General features: G+C 60.4%; 18 protein-coding genes. 5 read left to right on the forward strand and 13 right to left on the reverse strand.

The window, feature by feature from the left end; genetic code table 11:
• Positions 1–517: 517 nt before the first annotated feature.
• The 4 genes from CKO40_RS10690 to CKO40_RS10705 form a co-directional block, all read right to left on the reverse strand.
• Positions 518–1,378 carry an iron-sulfur cluster assembly protein gene (locus CKO40_RS10690; protein ID WP_200346198.1) on the reverse strand — a complete coding sequence of 287 codons (861 nt, stop codon included), beginning with the start codon at positions 1,376–1,378 and terminating at the stop codon, positions 518–520.
• Between the two features lie 195 nt (positions 1,379–1,573).
• Positions 1,574–2,293, reverse strand: a complete 720-nt coding sequence (locus CKO40_RS10695) for a phosphoadenylyl-sulfate reductase (RefSeq protein WP_200346199.1) — start codon at positions 2,291–2,293, stop codon at positions 1,574–1,576.
• The gene (gene cysI, locus CKO40_RS10700) at positions 2,280–3,971 is read right to left on the reverse strand and encodes an assimilatory sulfite reductase (NADPH) hemoprotein subunit (RefSeq protein WP_200346200.1); all 1,692 of its coding nucleotides are present in this window, start codon (positions 3,969–3,971) and stop codon (positions 2,280–2,282) included. Before cysI ends, CKO40_RS10695 begins: the two co-directional genes overlap by 14 nt.
• Positions 3,971–5,752: an assimilatory sulfite reductase (NADPH) flavoprotein subunit gene (locus CKO40_RS10705; protein WP_200346201.1), complete on the reverse strand. Its 1,782-nt coding sequence runs from the start codon at positions 5,750–5,752 to the stop codon at positions 3,971–3,973. Before CKO40_RS10705 ends, cysI begins: the two co-directional genes overlap by 1 nt.
• Positions 5,753–5,891: 139 nt before the next feature.
• On the opposite strand from CKO40_RS10705, the gene CKO40_RS10710 reads away from it, so the two are divergent.
• From CKO40_RS10710 to CKO40_RS10730, 5 genes are all read left to right on the forward strand, one after another.
• The gene (locus tag CKO40_RS10710; RefSeq protein WP_200346202.1) at positions 5,892–6,827 is read left to right on the forward strand and encodes a LysR substrate-binding domain-containing protein; all 936 of its coding nucleotides are present in this window, start codon (positions 5,892–5,894) and stop codon (positions 6,825–6,827) included.
• A gap of 618 nt (positions 6,828–7,445) precedes the next feature.
• Complete coding sequence (locus tag CKO40_RS10715) at positions 7,446–7,886, forward strand: hypothetical protein (RefSeq protein ID WP_200346203.1); 441 nt, start codon at positions 7,446–7,448, stop codon at positions 7,884–7,886.
• An 85-nt stretch (positions 7,887–7,971) separates the two neighbouring features.
• The gene (locus tag CKO40_RS10720) at positions 7,972–9,339 is read left to right on the forward strand and encodes an MFS transporter (RefSeq protein WP_200346204.1); all 1,368 of its coding nucleotides are present in this window, start codon (positions 7,972–7,974) and stop codon (positions 9,337–9,339) included.
• 56 nt (positions 9,340–9,395) lie between these two features.
• Positions 9,396–9,884: a universal stress protein gene (locus tag CKO40_RS10725; protein ID WP_200346205.1), complete on the forward strand. Its 489-nt coding sequence runs from the start codon at positions 9,396–9,398 to the stop codon at positions 9,882–9,884.
• An 80-nt stretch (positions 9,885–9,964) separates the two neighbouring features.
• Positions 9,965–10,594 (forward strand): CBS domain-containing protein, encoded by a 630-nt coding sequence (locus CKO40_RS10730; protein ID WP_242476965.1) that lies wholly within the window; start codon positions 9,965–9,967, stop codon positions 10,592–10,594.
• A 35-nt stretch (positions 10,595–10,629) separates the two neighbouring features.
• Here CKO40_RS10730 and CKO40_RS10735 read toward each other — a convergent pair whose 3' ends face one another.
• The 9 genes from CKO40_RS10735 to narH all read right to left on the reverse strand — a co-directional run bounded on the left by CKO40_RS10735 (position 10,630) and on the right by narH (position 20,196).
• Positions 10,630–11,046 (reverse strand): DUF59 domain-containing protein, encoded by a 417-nt coding sequence (locus CKO40_RS10735; protein ID WP_200346206.1) that lies wholly within the window; start codon positions 11,044–11,046, stop codon positions 10,630–10,632.
• Between the two features lie 272 nt (positions 11,047–11,318).
• The gene (locus tag CKO40_RS10740; protein WP_200346207.1) at positions 11,319–11,540 is read right to left on the reverse strand and encodes a hypothetical protein; all 222 of its coding nucleotides are present in this window, start codon (positions 11,538–11,540) and stop codon (positions 11,319–11,321) included.
• A gap of 75 nt (positions 11,541–11,615) precedes the next feature.
• On the reverse strand, positions 11,616–11,870 hold the full coding sequence (gene moaD, locus CKO40_RS10745) for a molybdopterin converting factor subunit 1 (protein ID WP_200346252.1): 255 nt from the start codon (positions 11,868–11,870) through the stop codon (positions 11,616–11,618).
• 111 nt (positions 11,871–11,981) lie between these two features.
• Entirely contained in the window at positions 11,982–12,602 is a 621-nt protein-coding gene (locus CKO40_RS10750; RefSeq protein ID WP_242476966.1) for a hypothetical protein, read from the reverse strand.
• On the reverse strand, positions 12,590–14,965 hold the full coding sequence (locus tag CKO40_RS10755) for a molybdopterin-containing oxidoreductase family protein (protein WP_200346208.1): 2,376 nt from the start codon (positions 14,963–14,965) through the stop codon (positions 12,590–12,592). The genes CKO40_RS10750 and CKO40_RS10755 overlap by 13 nt, the downstream gene beginning before the upstream one ends.
• A 78-nt stretch (positions 14,966–15,043) precedes the next feature.
• Complete coding sequence (locus CKO40_RS10760) at positions 15,044–16,153, reverse strand: tellurite resistance/C4-dicarboxylate transporter family protein (protein WP_207173566.1); 1,110 nt, start codon at positions 16,151–16,153, stop codon at positions 15,044–15,046.
• A 226-nt stretch (positions 16,154–16,379) separates the two neighbouring features.
• Positions 16,380–17,924: a respiratory nitrate reductase subunit gamma gene (locus tag CKO40_RS10765; RefSeq protein WP_200346210.1), complete on the reverse strand. Its 1,545-nt coding sequence runs from the start codon at positions 17,922–17,924 to the stop codon at positions 16,380–16,382.
• Positions 17,921–18,643, reverse strand: coding sequence for a nitrate reductase molybdenum cofactor assembly chaperone (locus CKO40_RS10770; protein ID WP_200346211.1), 723 nt, complete (start codon positions 18,641–18,643; stop codon positions 17,921–17,923). Before CKO40_RS10770 ends, CKO40_RS10765 begins: the two co-directional genes overlap by 4 nt.
• A gap of 2 nt (positions 18,644–18,645) precedes the next feature.
• Complete coding sequence (narH, locus tag CKO40_RS10775; protein WP_200346212.1) at positions 18,646–20,196, reverse strand: nitrate reductase subunit beta; 1,551 nt, start codon at positions 20,194–20,196, stop codon at positions 18,646–18,648.
• Positions 20,197–20,198: the final 2 nt, after the last annotated feature.

Here is a 20,198-nt window from a genome sequence, read left to right on the forward strand (position 1 = left end):
GGTGATGCGGCCTCATGACCCACCTTGCGAGGTTCCACTAGAAGCAATTGCCTCTTTGCTAATGGAACCCTGGTGATCATCGTTCGCCCCTTGTGTTGGCTCATTCGCCGGGATATGCCGCACCTAGCCGGGGGTGACGGTGCATATCACGAGCATGCGGCTTGAGCTCTTCGATCTTTCCATCAAAGAATATACACGATCCCAATGCTAAGCAAACGCAACTTACGTGACATTAGTATCGGCTCTCCCGATATGAAGCCGAACATTAGCCTATTAACGCATTAGAGTTAACTGACATAATGGCGCAATGTCTGCTCAGGGGGACGGGTTTCCAGAGAAGCGCGCCAAGGAGACAGTAGGCGGGCCCTTCGGGCCCGCTCGAGTGCCGCGCGAAGATCGATCCTGCTTCCTTGAGAAGCCTTGACAGATGCCCTTCGTAGCCAGTTAGCTCAGGAGGTTGTGCGAGCCAAGCGGCTGTTTTGGTCGGGCTTCTTAAAACCCGTTCGGAGTCCAATGCTTAGGCATTGCTTGCCTCCTGCGTTGCGGCGTGCTCTGGATCAGTGGCTTGACCGCTGTACGCACGATAGAAGGCATCAACGAACGGACGAAAGTCCTTGACCGTGCCATAGATCGCGACGACCCCCTGGCGATCGCGGTCGTAGACGAGATTCACCCCTTCGGTACGACCTGCCGGGTTTGGTCGCGCCTTGCCGTTGTAGTAGACCCAGTGGCGGGCCTGTATCGAGGCATACAGCAGGTTCTGTTCGCGGTGCACCAGCCAGAGCACCCCATAGTTCCAACTATCGATGCTGAATCGGAATTTGGACGTCTCTGCGTCCGGATCATCCGGATCGACCTGCCACTGAAACACCGGAACCACACCGTCATAGGTCGGGTCCGCGTTGCCCTGGGGTCCATCAACCGCTGGCGGCTCAAAGGCACTGGGCATATCAGCCGGAGGCTCGGTCGCCTGCTTTGGCTTCTCCTGTGCTGGCTCGCCGGCCGCAAGCAGGTCCTTCATCTGCGGCGCGCCGCCATGCCCTGGGTCTGGGATGGGCTCCAAACCGTACTCGTTCATGTCGACTTGCAGCGGATTCATCGAGGCCCCGCCAAGCAGCAACGAGTCGTCGTCGTAAGGCGGCTCGGTATGGATCTGCACGCGGTCGAAGCCGATCTGCCTCAAGAGGCCCTCGACCTCGCGCTCCATCACCGCGACCTTTTCGGCATTGATCGAATCAGGTGTCAGCTCAACCTCGACGCTTGTATCCTCAACGGCGACGCTCTTGACGAATCCGAGCGCGACGAGGTCGCGCGAGCGACCCGGAAACCGCACTTGTCGCAGAGATTCCTTGACTTGCTCTGGCTGCATAGATGGCATCATCGATCTCCTCCGGGGCTGGTGCACCGAACAGCATTGACGTTTCGAAACGCTTGCCGAGACTGAGCAAGCGGGCGGAAGTGCGTATGCAATTCGCGCGCCGGCCTCGCGCCAGCGTGCTCGGGCTCAGATCAGAGCGCGCGCGACGATCTGATCCGCTGCATCAGACCATCGGTTCAAACCCGGGGTAGTCGATTAGCGATGCAAGCCGCACTCGCGCTTTATCCCGAAGAAGCGCGTGTCTTCCTCCCGCATACCAACGAGCAGCGGCATCGTGGTATGGGTATCCCCGATCGAGACATAGCCCTGATCCTTTAGAGGATGCTCTGGAAGGTCATGGCGTCGTAGGTAGCGATGGATGTCGATCGATCGCCAGTCAACGATCGGATGGACCTTCAAGCATTGGTCCTGCCAGCGCAGCACGGGAAGCTCGCGCCGCGTATCCGCCTGCTGACGGCGCAAGCCAACAAACCAGGTCTTGGCCCCGAGCTCACGGAGTGCACGCTGCATGGGCTCGACCTTGTTGAGTCGGTTGTATCGGTCGATACCGTCAAGCCCCTGCTGCCAGAGGCGACCAAAGCGGGCCTCTTGCCAGGCTGCAGACAACTCCGGACGGTAGACCTTGAGGTTGAGCGAGAACCGGTCAGAGAGCTCATCGATCAGTTGGTAGGTCTCCGGGAACAGGTAGCCCGTATCGATGAGAACGACCGGGATGTCGGGTACGACCCGCGTCAGCAGGTGCAGCATCACCGGCGATTGCGTGCCGAAGCTCGATGAGAGCACTTGCGGCCCCGGCAGATGCTCGAGCGCCCAGTGGACCCGTTCAGGAGCCGTCTTGCCCTCGAGGAGCCGATTCGCATGCTCGAGCGCCGCGGCGTCGCCAGCCAATAGCTTGTTCAGATCAGTTTGCAGCATGGAAGTCCTCCGCAGGATTGATGACTGGCGCGACCACGGCATCGCGGATCATAAAGTCGCCGAAGCCCTCCCCGGGACGCCGGCCCGCGGCAAAGCGGCCGAACAGGCGGTCGATCTCGGCCAACAGCGCCGGCTCGTCGAGGTTCTCGCGATAGAGCCGATTGAGGCGCGTGCCGACCCCATCGCCACCGAGCATCAGGTTGTATCGACCCGGTGCCTTGCCGACCAGCGCAAGCTCCGCCAGGTAGGGGCGCGCGCAGCCGTTGGGGCAGCCGGTGATCCGGGTCACGATGTGCTGATCGGCAATACCGTGCTTCTCGGCCAGCCGCTCGACCTGGCTCAAGAAGTCAGGGTAGTAGCGCTCGGCCTCGGCCATCGCCAACGGGCAGGTTGGCAAGGCGACGCAGGACAGGCCGTTTAGCCGCAGCGGCGCGTGTCGCGCGGCGAGAAGGCCGTGCTCGCGTGCGAGCGCATCGATCCGCGCCTGCTGACAGGCGGGCACGCCAGCGATGATCAGGTTCTGATTCGGCGTGATGCGGAAATCGCCCTGGTGGACCCGGGCGATCTCGCGCAGGCCGCGCATCGGTGATGCGCCAGGCCGATCCACCAAGCGGCCATTCTCGATGTAGACGGTCAGATGCCAACGTTCATCGTCACCCTGCACCCATCCGTAGCGGTCCCCCTGATCGGTGAACACGACTTCTCGGGCCGGACCAAGGCGACAGCCGGCGCGTCGCTCGACCTCATTGCGGAAGGCCTCAACCCCCATCCGCTCGATGCTGTACTTGAGTCGGGCGTGCCGGCGATCCCGTCGATCACCGACGTCGCGTTGGATACCGACGACCGCCTCAGCGATCGCAAGGGTCTGCTCGGGCGCTATGAAGCCGAGCGTGTCGGCCAACCGCGGAAAGGTCGATGCATCCCCATGCGTCATACCCATGCCGCCGCCGGCAAGCACATTGAAACCGAGCAACTCGCCGTTCTCGATGATCGCGACGAAGCCGAGGTCATTACTGTAGACGTCGACGTCGTTGTGCGGTGGTACCGCGATTGCGGTCTTGAACTTGCGCGGCAGATAGGTTTCGCCGTAGAGCGGCTCAGCATCGGCGGTACCCGTCACGTGCTCGCCGTCGAGCCATAGCTCGTGATAGGCACGGGTGCGGGGCAGCAGATGCTCGCTGATCCGCTTCGCCCAACCATGCACCTCTCTGTGCACCGGAGACTCGACCGGGTTGGGATTGCAGAGCACGTTGCGGTTGACATCGCCGCAGCCGCCGATCGAGTCGATCATGACCTTATTGATGCCGCGGATCACCGACTCGACATTGCGCTTCAAGATACCGTGATACTGGAAGCTTTGGCGCGTTGTCAGCCGCAGGCTGCCCGCGGTCAGTGCGCGGCCGATCCCGTCGATGGCCAGCCACTGTGTCGTTGTGCAGACACCACCCGGAAGTCGAGCACGCAGCATGAAGCCAAAGGAAGGCTCAAGGTAGTGCTCGCGGCGCGCCTGCCGCTGATCGCGATCATCTTGCTGGTAGAAGCCGTGAAACTTGGTGATCTGGGCATCAGCGTCGGCGAGCGCGCCAGTGAGCTCATCGGCCATGCTCGCCTTGAGCGTGCCACGCAGGTAGTTGCTGAAGCGCTTGATCGCTTCATTCTCGTGCAGGGGTGAGTTCATCAGTAGAGGTCTCGGTGGTAACGCGCCTCACGGCGCAAGGTATCGATGTAGTCAGTTGCTGCGTCCTCCTGCAATCCGCCTTCGCGGCCCACCACGTCGATCAAGGCCTGGTGGACGGCCTCTCCCATTTCGGTTGCGCCACAGACATAGAGATGCGCGCCCTCCTCGAGCCAACGAAACAGCTCGCTGGCCTCGCTCCGTAAGCGATCCTGCACATAGACCTTCTGTGCGCGATCGCGTGAGAACGCCAAGCTGACCCGATCCAGCAAGCCGGCCTTGCGCTGCGCCTGCCAGTCGAGCTGGTAGAGGAAATCGCGCTGGAAGTGGCGGTTGCCGAAGAGCAGCCAGTTGCGCCCGCGATCGTCGGTTGCCGCACGCTCCTGCAAGAAACCGCGATAAGGCGCAATACCGGTGCCGGCGCCGATCATGATGATGTCGACACCGCTTGGCGTCGGCAGATGAAAACTGGAATTGTCGACCGGGTAGACCGCCAGCGAATCATTCGGCCGCAGCCGCTCAGCCAAGAAGCCCGAGGCGCCTCCCAAACGCAGCTCACCCGCTCGGCGGTAACGCACCACCGCAACGGTCAGATGGATCTCGTCATCAACCTCGGCCTGACTCGATGCAATCGAGTAGAGGCGCGGCTGCAGCCGAGGCAATAGCCCGGAGAGCGCGTCGGCGTCGATCGAGGCCGGGAAGTCGCGGATCAGATCGATCAACTGGCGACGGCGGGCGTAGTCGCGCAGTTTGGCTGGGTCGGCAATGATCGCCTGCAGTTGCGAGGCCTGGGCATGCTCTGACCAGCGTCGGACGGTCGTTGGATGAACCTGCGTCAGCTCCAAGCGCTCGGTCAGGACCTGACCCAGCGCCTGAACACTGTCATCTTGGCTGACCGGGCTCGACGCATCGAGGCCAAGATGCTCGAGAATCCGATCGACCAGCGCCGGATCATTGCGGAAACAGACACCCAAGGTATCGCCGGGACGATAACGCACCGACCGCGGGTCGACTCCAAGCGCCAGATGGCGGACGTCGGCCACGGCGTCCAGCGTTGTGATGCGGCGGTTCTCGAGCAGGGTCGCCGCATAGGGGTTTTCCTTAGTGTAAGAGGCCGGTGGCTCGCCACGCTCGAGCGGCCGCGCGGCCACCGTCGCTCGGCGTTTGGCCCCGAGCGCTGCCAGGCGCCCGAGGACATCGGTCTGCCAGCGTTGGGCGTCGGCCTCGTACTCGACATCGCAGCATTGCAGCGGCAGCATCCGGCGCGCGCCGAGCTGCGCCAAGCGGCGGTCAAAATCGACCGCGGTCTGGCAATAGTGCTCGTAGCTTGAGTCGCCGAGCCCGATCACCGCGAACTGCAGCGACTCCATGCGCGGCGCCTCTGGGTCCATCACGAAGGCGTGCAGTGCATAGGCGCTCTCTGGCGGCTCACCTTCGCCGTGCGTGCTCGTCAGCAGGATGACCCGCTGCAGCTTGGCGAGCTTGCGCGGTGCGAGCTCGGCCATCGATAGGAGATGGGTGCCGATGCCGTCAGCCTGGGCGCGAGCATGGAGCCGCTCAGCAAGACCTTTGGTGTTTCCGCCTTGCGAACCGTAGAGGATGGTGACGACCTCGGCCGGCTCGTCCTCGGCGGCGTTGGCAACGGTCTGTTCAGCAAGCTGCGCCAGGTAGCCGCTCAGCCAGGCGATCTGCGTCGCCGATAGAGGCCGCACGAGCTGCTCTAAGGCCCGTTGCGTTGCCGCATCGATCGGACTCGAGAGGGGACTCGGATTGCCGCTGATCATTGCCTGTCTCCTGGCGTGCGCTTTGCATTGCTATTTCGAACGCAATCGCAGGCCCTGTGCCACTGTTGAGAAACAGTCTAGGCAGGCATCAGCAGCGGTTGGAAATGATCATTTCTGCGCCGGTATCACGAGCAACGATATGGAGCTGCGCCAACTCAGGTCCCTCGTCGTCCTGTCTGAAGTGCATTTCAACGTTAGCCGCACGGCCGAGCGGCTGAACCTCGTCCAGTCCGCTGTCACTCAGCACCTCAAACAGCTCGAGGCAGAGGTCGGAACCGCACTCTTCGTGCGTCACGGAAAGCGGCTCATCGGGCTCTCGCCGGTTGGCGAGCAAGTGCTCTGTCACGCCTGCGAGGTGCTGCGGCAGATCGGCAACATCACCGCCGTTGGCCAGGATCACAGCAACGAGCATCAGGGTTTGCTGCGAATTGGTGCCACCCATACACAGGCCCGTTACGTCTTGCCGCCCGTGATCAGGGCCTTCGCACGCGCCTACCCACAGGTTGAGCTGCAGATCCATCAAGGCACGCCCGCACAGCTCGCAGACCTAGCGCTCCGCGATCTGGTCGATCTCGCCGTCTGTACCGAAGCACTGGGCGAAGAGGTCGCGCTTCAGACCGTCCCTTGTTATCGCTGGAACCGGGCGCTGGTCGCGCCCTTGGCACATCCGCTCTTGGAGGTGTGTCCGCTGACCCTGAATGCGCTCGGTCGCTACCCGATCATTACCTACGTGTTCGGCTTCACCGGCCGTAGCGCATTCAGCGACGCCTTCGCAAAGGCCGGGGTCAAGCCACAGATCGTGCTGAGCGCCGCCGATACGGATGTGATCAAGACCTATGTCCGCAGCGAGCTCGGCGTTGGCATCATCGCCTCACTCGCCTATCAGCCAAGCGAAGACCAGGATCTGGGCATGCGCGACCTGAGCCCGCTCTTTCCCTGGGAAGTGACCAAGATCGCGTACTCACGCGATAAATACCTGCGCAAGTACCACCAGCACTTCATCGACATCTTCAAAGCGAGCACACAGGACCTCATCACCGAGCGCGTTCTCGAGCCCGCGCTTGCTCACGCCTAAGGCGATTTCTGTCAAAGTTCATACCGCCTTGCTGGTCTTTTCGCTCGCCTTCTTCGTCGCGCCGCCGGTCACATAGCCCGGCTATGCTCCCGGCGACGCTCCTCGAAGGCAAACGAACATCCTGCGCAATTCGGTACGAGCTCTTCCGGCAATCGCCTAAGAAGCCTTTACAGAATGCCCACGACGGCCTAGCAAATCAGCAGCTTGTGCAGGCTAGCCAGGCATTTTGACAGGGCCTCTAAGGCTCCGCTGCACAGTCTCCCACTGGCATTCGCGCGAGCGATCCCCCGCCGCGACAAGATGTCCCGCTTCGGCTCGGCCATGGCGACATTTTGCTCCGCCCAAGCCCTCTCCCCTGCCCCCGACTCGTGGCCAAGGCGCGACCGACTGCTTCGAATACCGCAGCGATCCATCGATAAACAGCCAACCCTCCGATCGATAGGTCTTATCGAGAGCCCCCACTCCAGATGAGCGCGGCGACGCTGGCATGGATGCTGCGTTGCCCGACTTCTATCAACGCAAGCTCCGGCCAGCGGTCGGAACCGCTTTACGCGGGCACTGATGTGTTCTCAACGACTGTTCTCAACGACTGTTCTCAACGACAACCCGGAGGTAATGATGACCCTTGATGCAGTCGCGACGCATACCGGCCGCGAGCCTTGGCGACCCAACCTGGCGCCGCTCTATAGTCTGATCACATTGAGCTGCCTGTTGTCCGGGTATTTTCTTGTCGACACCTACTTCTTTCGCGAGCCGACACCGAAGTATGCGGACAACGGCACAACCTTCATCCTCCGGCTTCGCACCCCACTCGACAGCTCACTTCCGATCAAGCACGGAGGGGATCGGCTGATACAAGCCATTTCAGCAGTCAAGCAGCAGTCCGAGGAGCTGAAAGCCGACATCGCGGAGCGCCTCAGCGAAGAAAGACGATATCAATCCGCGCTCGCTGCGTTTATGGAGCAGCTCGACGATGCCGAACGCATGATCGCAACCCTAAAGGTCGAGGTCGCATCACTTCAGCACAAGCAGTCCAACGTCCATCGCCTCGCGCAATAACCGAATCACGATTCGCGCTCAACCCCGGAGTCTGTCGAAGCCAACCGCCGGCTTCATCGCTGACAGGATTGAAGAGGATACGTCAATGGCTACTTCGACCGCAGACATGCTGTCGGGCGCAGCGACCCACCCCGATGCGCGGCTAGAGATCAAACCAGGTCGTTGGATCACCAACTGGAACCCCGAGAGCGATGCGCAATGGCAAGGCGTCGGTAAGAAGGTTGCACGCAGGAACCTGGGATGGTCGATGTTCGCCGAATTCCTTGGCTTCGCGATGATGGGCCTCTGGGGCATCGTTGTCCCGCGTTTGCCAGATGCCGGTTTCACCTTTACTGCAGACGAGCGCTTCTGGCTGATCGCCGCTCCGGGCCTGACCGGAGCATTCATGCGTTTTCTCTATACCTTTACCGTGCCAATGGTTGGCGGACGCAACTGGACCATCGCCTCGGCACTGCTGCTGATGATCCCGGCATCTGGTCTGGCGTTTGCCGTCAGCGACCCATCAACCCCGTTCTGGCTATTGATCCTCATTGCGAGTCTCGCCGGTATGGGTGCTGGGAATTTCACCTCCTCGATGGTCAATATCTCATTCTTCTATCCAGAGCGCGTCAAGGGCGCCGCGCTTGGCCTCAATGCGTCGGGCGGCAATCTCGGCGTCGCTTGGGTCCAATTTACAGTCCCGATCGTCATCATCACCGGAGGCGGCCTTGCTCTCGATCGGGCAGGGCTCATCTTTATTCCGCTGTGCATCATCGCGGCAATGGGTGCCTTCTTCTTCATGAACAACCTGACAACCGCGCGCGCCGATATCAAGAGCTTCGGCATGGCGCTTGGCGATCGTAATACCTTTATCATCTCCTGGCTCTACATCGGCACCTTCGGCTCTTACATCGGTTACGCCAACACCTTCGCGACCTTGCTGCGTTCCGAGTTTCCAGAGGTATCAATGAAGATCGTCTTTATCGGTGCGCTCTTAGGTGCCTTGGTGCGCCCGTTTGGCGGCATGCTCGCTGATCGCTTTGGCGGCGCGCGCATGACGATGATCGTCTTCCTGTTTATGTGTGGCGGGAGTCTCGGACTCGTACTGACGCTCGAACAACTCAACTTCCCGCTCTTCCTCGGTCTATTCTTACTCTTGTTCACAGCGGCCGGGATGGGCAACGGCACCGTCTATCGGATGATTCCAGCTGCCTTCCGGGCCAGCGCCTTGGACCCGGAAACCAAGCAGCTCGATCCTGCGCGACTCATCTCCGCGCGCCGTCTCGCTGGCGGCTGCATTGGCATCGCCGGGGCGATCGGGTCGCTTGGTGCCTTCTTTATCCCGCGTGGATTCGCCATGTTTGGCATTGTCGGAGGCTTTACCCTCTTCCTCGCTTGCTATGTCACAATGCTGTTCATGACTTGGTACTTCTATATTCGCCGCGGCTCTGCTTTGTCGATTGCCAATGTCTAACACATCCACAGTTGATGGCTGTCACCTTTCGCCACCGCAACGCTGGGTAACAGACGATGTTCAAGCACCTTTTAGTGCCCACTGATGGGACCGAATTGTCGAGGTCGACGAGCCGTGCCGCTGTTCGCTTTGCGCAAGCCCTTGGCGCGAAGATCACCGCTTACCATGCGAGGCCGCAGTTATCGTCCTCCACTTTTTCCGCCGCCGTCTTCGATGGCGACGTCGTCGATGAAAAAACCCGTGGTCAGTTTGAAAAGGCCGCGGAGATTGGCGTGCAGCGCAGTCTCGATTTCGTGCAGACGCTATGCAATGAAGCCGGAATTGAGTGCAACGCTATCAGCACAACACCAGACAGACCGCACGAGGGGATTATTGCTGCAGCATCGCAATGCGGTGCTGACCTGATCTTTATGGCCTCTCACGGTCGTAAAGGTTTTCAATCCATAATGATCGGCAGTGAGACACAACATGTGTTGACACAGTCAAGTATTCCGGTATTGGTCTTTCGCTGGGGCGACACTGAACAGGACTCCGCACAGGCTTGACGAAGAAGCCCTAAGGCGATTGCCGGAAAAGCTCGTATTTTTCGTCAGCGAATCGCAATGCGCAATCTGGATTCAGAGATATGATGGCTTCGACAACATCCGCATTTTCCGCTCAGAGTGGCGACAGCCATCTGGTGCGCCTGGATCTGACTGAAGAGGACGTGATCGATGCGATGCGACATATCCCTGGATATCTCGACATCAGCACCGAGGATTTTCGCGTCCTCTATCAGTTCGCATCAGAGCACGCGATTGGCCGGCTGTTCAAGAATCTCCGAGCTGGTGACCTGATGCTCAGCGCCATTAGGCCGTTGCAGCCGCAGATGCGTTTAGGCGAGGCTGCGCGGGAGATCACAGGTCAACGGCTGAAGAGCTTGCCGGTGGTTGATGAGCAAGGCCGAGTGATTGGCATTCTGACAGAAACCGATTTTCTCCATTGCATGGGGGCCAATTCCTACCTGCAGCTCCTGCTCAACCTTGCCGAGACTCAGAAGACCGTGAGCCGGCGTTGCAGCAATAATTCGGTCGGGGAGATGATGTCGTCTCCCGTCATTACCGTTGGCGAGAGCGCGTCTGTCAACGAGATCATCACCTCGTTTGCACGGCACGACGGGCGAAGTATGCCGGTTGTTGATTCGACTGGGCAGCTCCGGGGGTTACTGCTGCGGAAGGAGTTCGTGCGCGCCTGCCGCTTGCCTGGTCTCTCGTGAAGGCGGTGGATGAGACGCCTCAACGCCTGTTAGGGTCAGAGGATATTCAGCTCCAGCCGGGCCGCCTCCGACATTCGCTCCGGAAACCACTGCGGCTCCCAGACGAGCGATACGTCAACACAGCCGATCCCGTCGATTCCGGTGACGGCGTTGCGCACCATCACAGGCATGATCCCAGCTACCGGACAGCCCGGTGCGGTCAGCGTCATCACGATGAGGATGTCGCCTTGTGCGTCGACATCCAGACGATAGATGAGTCCCAAATCGTAGATATTGACCGGAAGCTCGGGGTCGTAGACGGTCTTCAGGGCCTCAATGACCTGCCGCCGCAGGTCCTCGACAGCCGGGTCTTCTGTCGCGCCGACACCAACCAGTCGGTCCAGTACCTCGGGCTGTAGACCCTGGATCGCGTTGAAATCGACATCGGAAAGGTGTTCGGGGCGATTCGACATAATTGGTCTTGCGAAGTGCGTGTTCTGTCGTGCATCGCGTCAACAATACCGAGACCCTTTTCATGCCACCGGGTCTCGCCATCGGGTCTCGCGACCTGGGCTCCTACCCCACGGCCCTTGGGGCCGCGATAAACGGTCTCGGCATTTCCGCCGTCTTGCACTAAACCGCGTCCAGAGACAGAAACGCAATTTTTCCGCAGCAGGCGCGATCAACATTGCACATCCCAAACTGGACGCAGTGTAGTTGCGAAGCCGAGCTATCCAGGCTCGGGTCAAATGCCCCATTGGTCTGGAGGCAATGCACTCTTGCCGATGGACGCGAGGTCGGCGCGGCGCTGTTTCGCCAGGAGCCGTACCTGCCCAACGGATGGCTTCAGCTCGGCGGCAGCCGCATAGGCTTCCTCGATGGTCGCCGCCTTCCTCGCCTGTTGCGGCGCCGACGCAAACTGCGGCTTGTGAGGCTCATGCAAGATATCGTTCGTTTTTTCTGTCATCAGTGCTCCTCCTAAGGGGTAAAGAGCCAGTGGCGGTGCTTGGTCATTATGATGTCACCGTTTTCCGGCCCGCGCTCAGCCTCCGGTGACCGGAGGAAAGATTGCCAACTCATCACCATCGACCAGCTGACAGTCAGCTCGTCGAAGCTCATGGTTCACCGCCATCATCCGCCGCTCGCCTTCACCCAGCGCCTCGGCCCAGACGCCTCCGCGGCGGCGTAAGTCGTTGATCACCTCCGCTACGCTGATGGAGCCCTCAGGACAAGGCCATTGTTCCTCGGCGATTCCCAGCCGTTCGCGCAGGCTCGCGAAGTATAGAATGCGAATCATATCCAAAAACCGGTTGCGACGTCTTGGTTTCGCAGCTGAAGCTTCCTAGTGCTGAAGCACAGGCACGGCGGAGGGAGGTGGCAAACGAGGCAACATTCAACCGTGCGCCCCTCACAGAGCGACACCGTGCCCCCCCGCGACCATGAACATGAGCATCGGGATCGAGAGCACGGCGTTGACCCGGGCGACGGTCGCGACCCTGGTCTTGGCCTTGGCAAGCTCCGCCTCGTTGACCCCAGACACAAGCCCCATCAGCTTCTTCTGATTCGGCCAGAGTATGGCCCAGACATTGAATAGAAGGATGGTCCCAAGCCACACACCAACACCCAGAGCGAGCGCATATTCTGTGTCTCCGCTGCTCAACCCCAGGGTAAAGACCGACAGCAGCTGGCCTGTCGTCAGCAAATACAAGGCGCCAGTGCCCCAGGTCGCTAAGGCTGCCCAGCGAAACCACAGCAGAGCCCGCGGCAGGATGTAGCGACCGATGGCCGCCGGCCCCGGTCCATTCTCGTCGGCGGTTGCCGCAGCCATCGCAGGCATCTGGACGAAGTTGAAGTAGTACAGCAATCCCACCCAAATGATCCCGGCGACGATATGAGCCCAGCGAATGAGAGCGAGCGTATTGAACGCAAACAGACCATCTCCGTTGATGAGGTTCACCGAGAGTGCAAGCAGGATCGACAACCCTATACCAGCGATCCACACACCCCTTATCGAGCTCAGCAGGCCCATGATGTCTCTCCTGATAGGCAGGCCGAAGGCGCTGGATCGACCGACTCGCGCTCGACCGAGCAAGGATAGCCGCGCATCGCACTTGAGCCACTCGAGCGGTCGGCATGGGTGCCAGCGATCAGCCGGTTGTAGTTGGATTGATCGATGGCGTAGCCCGGTAGGTCGAGCGCCGGGCAGGATTCCCACCAGCCGTATTGTGCACAGACTGTGTCAGCACTGATCCGCGAGGTCAGCCTCGCGCGGGCACGCATCGAGCCGACAGCCGTTTCGATCCGCACCCAATCGCCGTTTTCAATGCCACGGCGTCTCGCCAACTCCGGATGCAGCTCAACCCCAGGCTCGGTCGATTTTGCGCGCAAGGTCGCTAGTGCATGATGCTGACTATGGCAGAAAAAGGACGATTTTGCGGTGGTCAAGCGCAGCGGAAAGCGCTCACTCAACCGCAGCTCCGCGCCATCGAAGCGTGGCAACGGTGCCTCGCCGGCACGCAGCAAGGACTCGGAATACAAATCGAAACGTCGCTGCGGCGCATCGCTCGGCCGCTTCAATGCGTCTGACTGATCTGGAGAACGGTCGACCCGCAGGCCCTCAGGATGGGCCTCCAAGGTCTCCAGAGCGATCCCGGTCGGGGCGACCAGATGCCGCAGCGCTTTGCGTTGATCGCCGTCGAAGAAGCGATCGCCAAGACCGAGGCGTTTGGCAAGCTCGAAGACGATCGCCGTGTCAGATCGACTCTCGCCCTGCGGCGGTATCACGGCTTGGCGCAGCTGCAGCCAGGCTGAGCCTCGTGCCCCAAGCTGAACACCCGCTGATACGCCTTCTCGCTCCCAAGGGGAGGCGACCGGTAGCACCAAATCCGCATAGGCAGCAGTTGGATTCATGAACAGATCGCAATGCACATAGACATCCAACGCACAGAGCGCCGGCACCAGCTCCGGAATATTGGGCTTGGTCAGCAAGGGATTTGCGCCGAAGCTCAGCAGACCTTTGACCGCATAGGGCTCTTCATGCAAGACGGCATTGGCGAAGTCGTTGCTATTGACCCAGCCCTTTGCCGGCGGTCCAACCGGACGTTCCGACCATCCCAGGGTCTGCTCGAGGCAGCCCGTCGCCAGCAGGTCGAAGCCCATGATGTCGTTGAGCGGTGCGCTCGGGAAATGCCGATTGCCGCCTACCGAACCGAAACAACCGGTGAGCAGATACAGCAGCGAGATCGCTCGCCCCGTCTGCGTGGCGTCGGCTTGCTGGCAAATCCCCGCCCAGTGAAAAAAGCTCACTGGCCCGGCCTGATGCAGGAGTCTTGCCGTCTCCAGGATCTGGTCCGCCGGTACGCCGCAGATCGCGGCTGCTCTTTCGGGTGGATATTGTGCGCAGAGGTCTGCGAACTGCTGGAACGCCGGGGAGCAGCGCACCGGCTGCCCCTGGTGCTGAAGCGTCAGATCAGCAAAAAGGGCGGGTTCCTCTGGCGCCTCTTCAAGATACTCCCCCCCAACCGGATCATAGGCGACGGCCCGCCGCCGCTGCGCGTCCCAAACCATCAAGGCCCGGCGTTGGCCGATCGGTGTCGAGGCTTCGACGCTAATGGCCTCGCCAGCGTTCTCTCGGACCAACATCGGCCCGTTGGTGCGGCGCCGGATGAAGTCTTGGTCGTACCATCCGTGCTCGATCATGCAGCCCGCAATCGCCATCGCCAGGATACCGTCGGTGCCCGCGCGCACCGGAAGCCATTGATCAGCGGAAGCCGCGAGCCCAGCCCGGCGCGGATCGACCACAATCAGACGAGCGCCGCGCCGCCGGGCACGAGTCGCCGCCTTCGCGTAGGCGGGCCAAGACACAGAGGGATTGAATCCCCAGAACAGCATGCAGCCGGTCTCTTCGAAATCGGGGACACCGATGCTCGACCCAAAGGTCAGTGCACTCGCGAAATCCTTGTGCCAGTTGCAATTTTCGGTCGCAAAGAGCACGTTCGGGCTACCGAAAGCATGCGCCAGACGATGGATCCAGCCAAACCCGTCGGCAACCGCTGTACCACTTGGCGTCGTGACACCGAACACGACTGACTCCGCACCATGCTGCTCAGTCGCCGCGCCTAGCCGTGACGCGGTGAAATCAAGGGCTTCGTCCCAAGACACCCGTCGCCAGCCGGGATCAGCGTCTCCTTTTGGGCGCGTGCGCATCAGCGGAACCTGCAATCGCCTGTCGCTATGCACCAGCTCAGGCGCTGCCCGACCCTTCGCGCAGAAACTGCCAGCCGTTGGGTGTGACGGGTCGGGCCTGACCTCTACCAAGCGCCCGCCATCGACTGTCGAAATGGTCCCGCATTTGGAGATGCAGAGCGGACAATAGCTACGAACCTCATGCATCGTGCATTCCTCCTCGTCGCGGCCGCGGCTCGCAGCGCCCTAATGACGCGGCCTGTGCTGACCACCATTTAGCACTCATCATTGAGATGGACGCGGCCCAGAAAGCGTCTGCAAGACGCCATCCAGTTCGCGCAGCAAGCGTCGCAAGAGACCCAAAAAGGTCAAGCTCCAGGCGATCAATGCAACGTAGACGGTGATCGCCGGTATCAGTAACAATTCATTCAGCTCCAAGGCTTGGGCGAGCTGGTAGGTGCTGACCGTGTACATTCCCAGCGGAAAGACGGCCGCCCAGAGCACCGGCGTATAGACCAATGGCCGTCGCCTGCGCCAATGAACCCAAAGCATCAAGCAGACCAGCAGCGGTATCCACCAACTACCAGCTGCCCAAAAAAACAGCGTAAAGCCCTTGACGAAGGGGCTAACCTCTGTCAGCAAGGCCGATTGCGGTCCTAAAATCAGTAGGTTTGCGCCTGCCTGCGTGGCAATCGCCGTCGCGCCCATATTGATCCAGTATGGGGGTGTGATGCTTTCAGGCGTGACCGGAAGAAAGGTGAGGCGATAAAAGATGAGCGCAATCACGTTGAGATAGAGCATGCACCCCATCAAGTGGAAAACAAGGCAGAGCAGCAGCATCGTCGGGTCAGCTTCGCCAACAGCTGAACTGATCGTCGTGCCAAGAACGGCGATCGCCTGCGTCGCCACTGACGCGACCAACCAGATCCCACCAAGCCCATCCGACAGTGATGGTTTCGTCTGACTCACGATCACTGCGGTGAAGAAGCCGTAGGTGATACCAAACCAGAGCATGATCGCGAGCACCCAGAGTATGCCTGCCACACCAGGCGCTTCACCGAGCAAACAGACCTGCACACCGATGACGCAGATGCCCGCGACGATCGTGAAATAACCGGCGCCGTGGCCATGCATCCTCAGATCCCGCATCACAACGGAACTGAACAGCGTAAGGCGCAAGAGCATCATGACGCTGAGCACGGCAAACGCCAGCAGATTGATCACGAACAAAGCGACCGCGAGCCAACTAAACCCAAGCAAATCGGCAGCAATGGACACAATACCCGTCGCCATGACCAGCGCAAACGAGGCAGGCGGCAACTGCTCGGCCCACTCCCTTACGCACACCAATAGGCACTGCGCTCTGGTCATCTCTCGAACGGCATTATACGGCATTCCACGCGTCGTCCCACTTATTGCCAAGGCGAATTGATCGGCGCGAGTCGCGGGTGACGAGAAGAGACAACCTCGTCACCCCGCTTAGCCTCGAAGTTACCGTCGTAATCAGGCTTCCGGCTGCTGTGCAATCGTTCCTGTCGATTGAGCTCGGCGAACACGCCCAATCACTCGCCAGCAATCGGTTGTCGTCGAACGCACGAGAATAGCCACGAGAGATCACGCCTTATCGCGCCGACGTGGCATCCGCAACTAGACCACGCGGTAGCACGCTTGCTTCAAGATAGGAGATCAACGCCCAGATCTTTTCAGGCTTGAGATTCCCATAACTCGGCATTAGCCATTCACCGTCTGCACGCGGGATACCGGCCGCGATCCGATAATACAGCTGTCTCTCGGTCGCGCCGCCTTTGAGCGGATCGCGCGTCAGATCGTGCGGTTTGACGACACGACCGGCCGCATCGGTCCGAAGAGACGTCAATACACCATCGCCGGCTCCGCGTTCGCCGTGGCACACCACGCAGAGGTTCGCATAGAGCGTCTCCCCCTCTGCCACCATCTCACCGGTTGGCTTCGGACGCGGGGGGACCACGACCTTTTCACCGGGCTCGGGACGAGCCTCCCACAATCGGTTTACCGTTGCGACGAGGGAGCTCAGTTGCTGGTCGGAAAGCACCCCGAAGCCGGGCATGCCAGTCCCCGGCAGACCATGCACGATGACTCGCCGCAGATCGTCGTCGGATGCGACCCCATTCGTCGTCGAGATGTAGCGGAAATGACCCGTCGTGAGATCTCGTGGCAAAGCGGTAAACGTCGGCGACCTCGCCCCGGGACCGTCGCCTTGTCCTTCTAGGCCATGGCACCTTGCGCACTGGCTCACGTAGAGCGGATAACCCTCAAGCGTGCTCCGCGGCTTGCTCGCGCCCGCATCCGGGTCGGCATTGCTGGCTGCCTGAACCTCCTCGACCAGTCCCGTCTGGCTCGGTCCCGGGACGACAAAGGCGATCAACAGCAATACAGCGATCACTCCGCCGGCCAGATAGGTCATGTACGACTTATCCGTCACGCCCTTGAATTCCCAGCAACCAAAGATCCAGCCGTTCTGGAATTTCTTGGATGCGGTCCGCAAGACCTGATAAGGCCGAGCCAGGTAGTTGACTGGCAAGGTCCAGGCATGGATGAGTTTGGTAAACGGAAAGTAAGCCGCAAATGCAAAGGCCAGGAAGATATGGATCTTGCTCAACCAGGGCGCGGAAGCCATGAGCTCCGGCTGGGGCGAAAAACGCCATAGACTTGCGAACCAGGGCGCAGCGGTAAAGGCAACCCCCCAAATACGATCAACCAAGGCCTGATAGATCGCGACACCAAGAATCGCAATGAGGAACAGGTGCACGATATAATCGTCCGGCTGGCTCATTGCGCGCATCTCAGGCACCGTCGTTCGCCGGACAAGCGCGATCACCGAGCCGGCGATCGCGGCGAGTCCGCCGAGCGTCGCCATCCAGAAGAAGGCGCCGACCCAGCTTCCCCATCCCAAGAGGCCCCCGATCAACCCTGCCAGATGGCCAAAGAACGCCAGAAAGATCCCCCAATGCAGCAGGTGGGCGGCCAGCCCGAGGACATCCCTGCCGACGAAGATACCGCTGGCTCGCGTGCTCATGCCGAACGGGCGGTACACCATTCGCAGGAAGGGCACAACGAAGAACAGCGTCAACGCAACATAGGGGAAGACACCCCAAATCAGATAGCTTGACGTGAGCGATTCGTTCATGGTCTTTCCCCTGCCATCATCGACGGCGACTGTGCAGGCTGCGCGCCCGCGCTCTGGCCCGGGCCCTGGATCGTTACAGGAATGCTTTCAAGGATCTCGGGCGGTAACCAGATCGGGTCCTCGGACATACGCTCGAGATCCTCGTCGATCGCGATCTCCAATGCCTCCACCAGGAGCTCATAAACGCTCTCATACTTGCGCAGCGATGCTCGCAGTGCCGGCAGCCCGGGGGCCAAGTAATGCTCCACAAACCGACGTCTTAGTCCAATCCCATCCCTCTCGGTGCGTTTCGCGCTCGCGGCCAGGAAGTCAATCATCACCGGCAGAAAATCTGCCAGCTCGCGCGCATCGACCCCGAGTCCGAAATGCTCGTAGATCGCGCCCAGCTCGATCATGTACTGATTACGGTCACAGGCGCCGGCGCCCCGACACGAGTTCGGCTCCTCGTATAGATGTGCGCCGAGATACAATGGACAGGGCGGGGTCAGCTCCAATGTCTGCGTGTACTCATCGATATTATGGGCGGCAGGATTGGCCTTGAATCGCTCGAACAATTCGCGTACAGCCGAGTTGGGCAACCGCTCCAGCGCCCCCTCAACCCACAGCGGGTCCCGTATCTCGGGGTTGAGGAGGAGCTCCGCAATCAACTCGTAGATCAGCCCGAGATCCCAACGCGCCGAACCGACAGCTTGATCTGGTTGCTGTGCAGACATCGTCATCGTTAACTCCCGACACCCATCTTGTTGCCGTGGAACTCGGTCCTGCGGTTGGGACCCGCACCCGGATTCAATAGATCGTAGCCCGTAAAGCCGCGTTCGAGATAAGGGGCGTTCGCCGTATCCTCGGTGCGCGCGGTGGCGATGACAAACCGCTCGTGGAAGTGCGCAAGGGCCAAAAGACGATGCATGTGCCGCGCCTGCTTGATGGTCAAGCCGACGGCCTTGAGGACAGAATCATCGGTCCGCCCTTCGACCCGCTCCAAGCGGCGGAACTCGCGCAGCGCCAATTGCCGCAGCAGCGCCTTCTCGACCTCACTGGTGTTGCCGGCAGCGAGCAGTCGAGCCAGGTATTCGATGGGAATACGGAACTCCTTGAGATCGGGAAGCACCGTGCCGCCATCAACCATATCCAGCGTGCCGCGATCATTCGGCTTCGCGGTTGCGACCGGGCTTTCCGGTGGGATATAGAATAGACTCGGCAGCGTCCGAAATTCCGGATGCAGTGGCAGTGCGATCTCCCATTCTTTAACCATCCGATAGACTGGCGAACGGCGGCACGCCTCCAGCCAGTTGTCCGAGATCCCTTGGCGCTTCGCCTCTGCGATCACCTCTGGATCGAACGGGTCGAGAATGATCTCCCGGTGGCGCGCAACCAACTCCTTCTCGTCCTTGGTGTTGGCCACCTCTGCAACGCGATCGAGGTCGTACAGCAGAGGACCAAGGTAACGGATACGACCGACGCAAGCCTGGAAGCACATCGGCGGCTGACCGGTCTCTAAGCGCGGGAAACAGAGGATGCATTTCTCGGATTTACCGGTCCGCCAGTTGTAATAGGTCTTCTTGTACGGACAACCTGAGACGCAGTAGCGCCAGCCACGGCAGCGATCCTGATCGATCAGTACGACCCCGTCCTCTTCGCGCTTGTAGTTAGCGCCCGATGGACAAGAGCCAACGCAACCCGGATTCAGGCAGTGGTTGCAGATCCGCGGCAGGTACATCATGAACGACTGCTCAAACTTCAACAGTGCCTGGCGCGCCTCCGGCGTCATGTCGCTGAAGTTGTAGTCGAGCCTTCCCGTCCCCTCTTCGTGCGTCCCTGCAGCATTGTCTTCCCAGTTCACGCCATAGGTGAGCTCAATATCCTCCTCACCGGAGATCTGTGATTTCGGCCGTGCGACTGGTTGGGAGTACTTCGTGGGCTGCTCGGAATGCAGATCCTCATAGGTGAAGGTAAAAGGTCCTTTGCCGTAGTACGAATCCATCTGCGGCAGGACCGGGTTATAGAAGAGGCTGATCATCTCCCAGAATTTCGACGCCTGATTGAGTCGGGGCGCATCGGACTCCGCGTCTTGCTTCCAGCCTCCGCGGTACTTGTCCTGATTCTCCCATTCCCTTGGGTAGCCGACACCGGGCTTGGTCTCGACATTGTTCCAGAACATGTACTCTGCGCCTTCGCGGTTCGTCCACACGTTCTTGCACGCAATGGTGCAGGTTTGACAACCTAGGCACTTATCCAGGTTGAAGACGATTCCCATCTGTTTCTTGATACGCATGG

The organism is Halochromatium glycolicum (assembly GCF_016584085.1).
Lineage (GTDB): Bacteria > Pseudomonadota > Gammaproteobacteria > Chromatiales > Chromatiaceae > Lamprobacter > Lamprobacter glycolicus.

Coding starts and splice junctions, on each gene's coding strand:
- moaD (WP_200346252.1), bottom strand. CDS start 11,870: ATGATTCGCATTCTATACTTCGCGAGCCTGCGCGAACGGCTGGGAATC.
- CKO40_RS10740 (WP_200346207.1), bottom strand. CDS start 11,540: ATGACAGAAAAAACGAACGATATCTTGCATGAGCCTCACAAGCCGCAG.
- CKO40_RS10705 (WP_200346201.1), bottom strand. CDS start 5,752: ATGATCAGCGGCAATCCGAGTCCCCTCTCGAGTCCGATCGATGCGGCA.
- CKO40_RS10690 (WP_200346198.1), bottom strand. CDS start 1,378: ATGCCATCTATGCAGCCAGAGCAAGTCAAGGAATCTCTGCGACAAGTG.
- narH (WP_200346212.1), bottom strand. CDS start 20,196: ATGCGTATCAAGAAACAGATGGGAATCGTCTTCAACCTGGATAAGTGC.
- CKO40_RS10735 (WP_200346206.1), bottom strand. CDS start 11,046: ATGTCGAATCGCCCCGAACACCTTTCCGATGTCGATTTCAACGCGATC.
- CKO40_RS10770 (WP_200346211.1), bottom strand. CDS start 18,643: ATGACGATGTCTGCACAGCAACCAGATCAAGCTGTCGGTTCGGCGCGT.
- CKO40_RS10730 (WP_242476965.1), top strand. CDS start 9,965: ATGATGGCTTCGACAACATCCGCATTTTCCGCTCAGAGTGGCGACAGC.
- CKO40_RS10755 (WP_200346208.1), bottom strand. CDS start 14,965: ATGCATGAGGTTCGTAGCTATTGTCCGCTCTGCATCTCCAAATGCGGG.
- CKO40_RS10765 (WP_200346210.1), bottom strand. CDS start 17,924: ATGAACGAATCGCTCACGTCAAGCTATCTGATTTGGGGTGTCTTCCCC.
- cysI (WP_200346200.1), bottom strand. CDS start 3,971: ATGAACTCACCCCTGCACGAGAATGAAGCGATCAAGCGCTTCAGCAAC.
- CKO40_RS10720 (WP_200346204.1), top strand. CDS start 7,972: ATGGCTACTTCGACCGCAGACATGCTGTCGGGCGCAGCGACCCACCCC.
- CKO40_RS10725 (WP_200346205.1), top strand. CDS start 9,396: ATGTTCAAGCACCTTTTAGTGCCCACTGATGGGACCGAATTGTCGAGG.
- CKO40_RS10715 (WP_200346203.1), top strand. CDS start 7,446: ATGACCCTTGATGCAGTCGCGACGCATACCGGCCGCGAGCCTTGGCGA.
- CKO40_RS10760 (WP_207173566.1), bottom strand. CDS start 16,153: ATGCCGTATAATGCCGTTCGAGAGATGACCAGAGCGCAGTGCCTATTG.
- CKO40_RS10750 (WP_242476966.1), bottom strand. CDS start 12,602: ATGGGCCTGCTGAGCTCGATAAGGGGTGTGTGGATCGCTGGTATAGGG.
- CKO40_RS10695 (WP_200346199.1), bottom strand. CDS start 2,293: ATGCTGCAAACTGATCTGAACAAGCTATTGGCTGGCGACGCCGCGGCG.
- CKO40_RS10710 (WP_200346202.1), top strand. CDS start 5,892: ATGGAGCTGCGCCAACTCAGGTCCCTCGTCGTCCTGTCTGAAGTGCAT.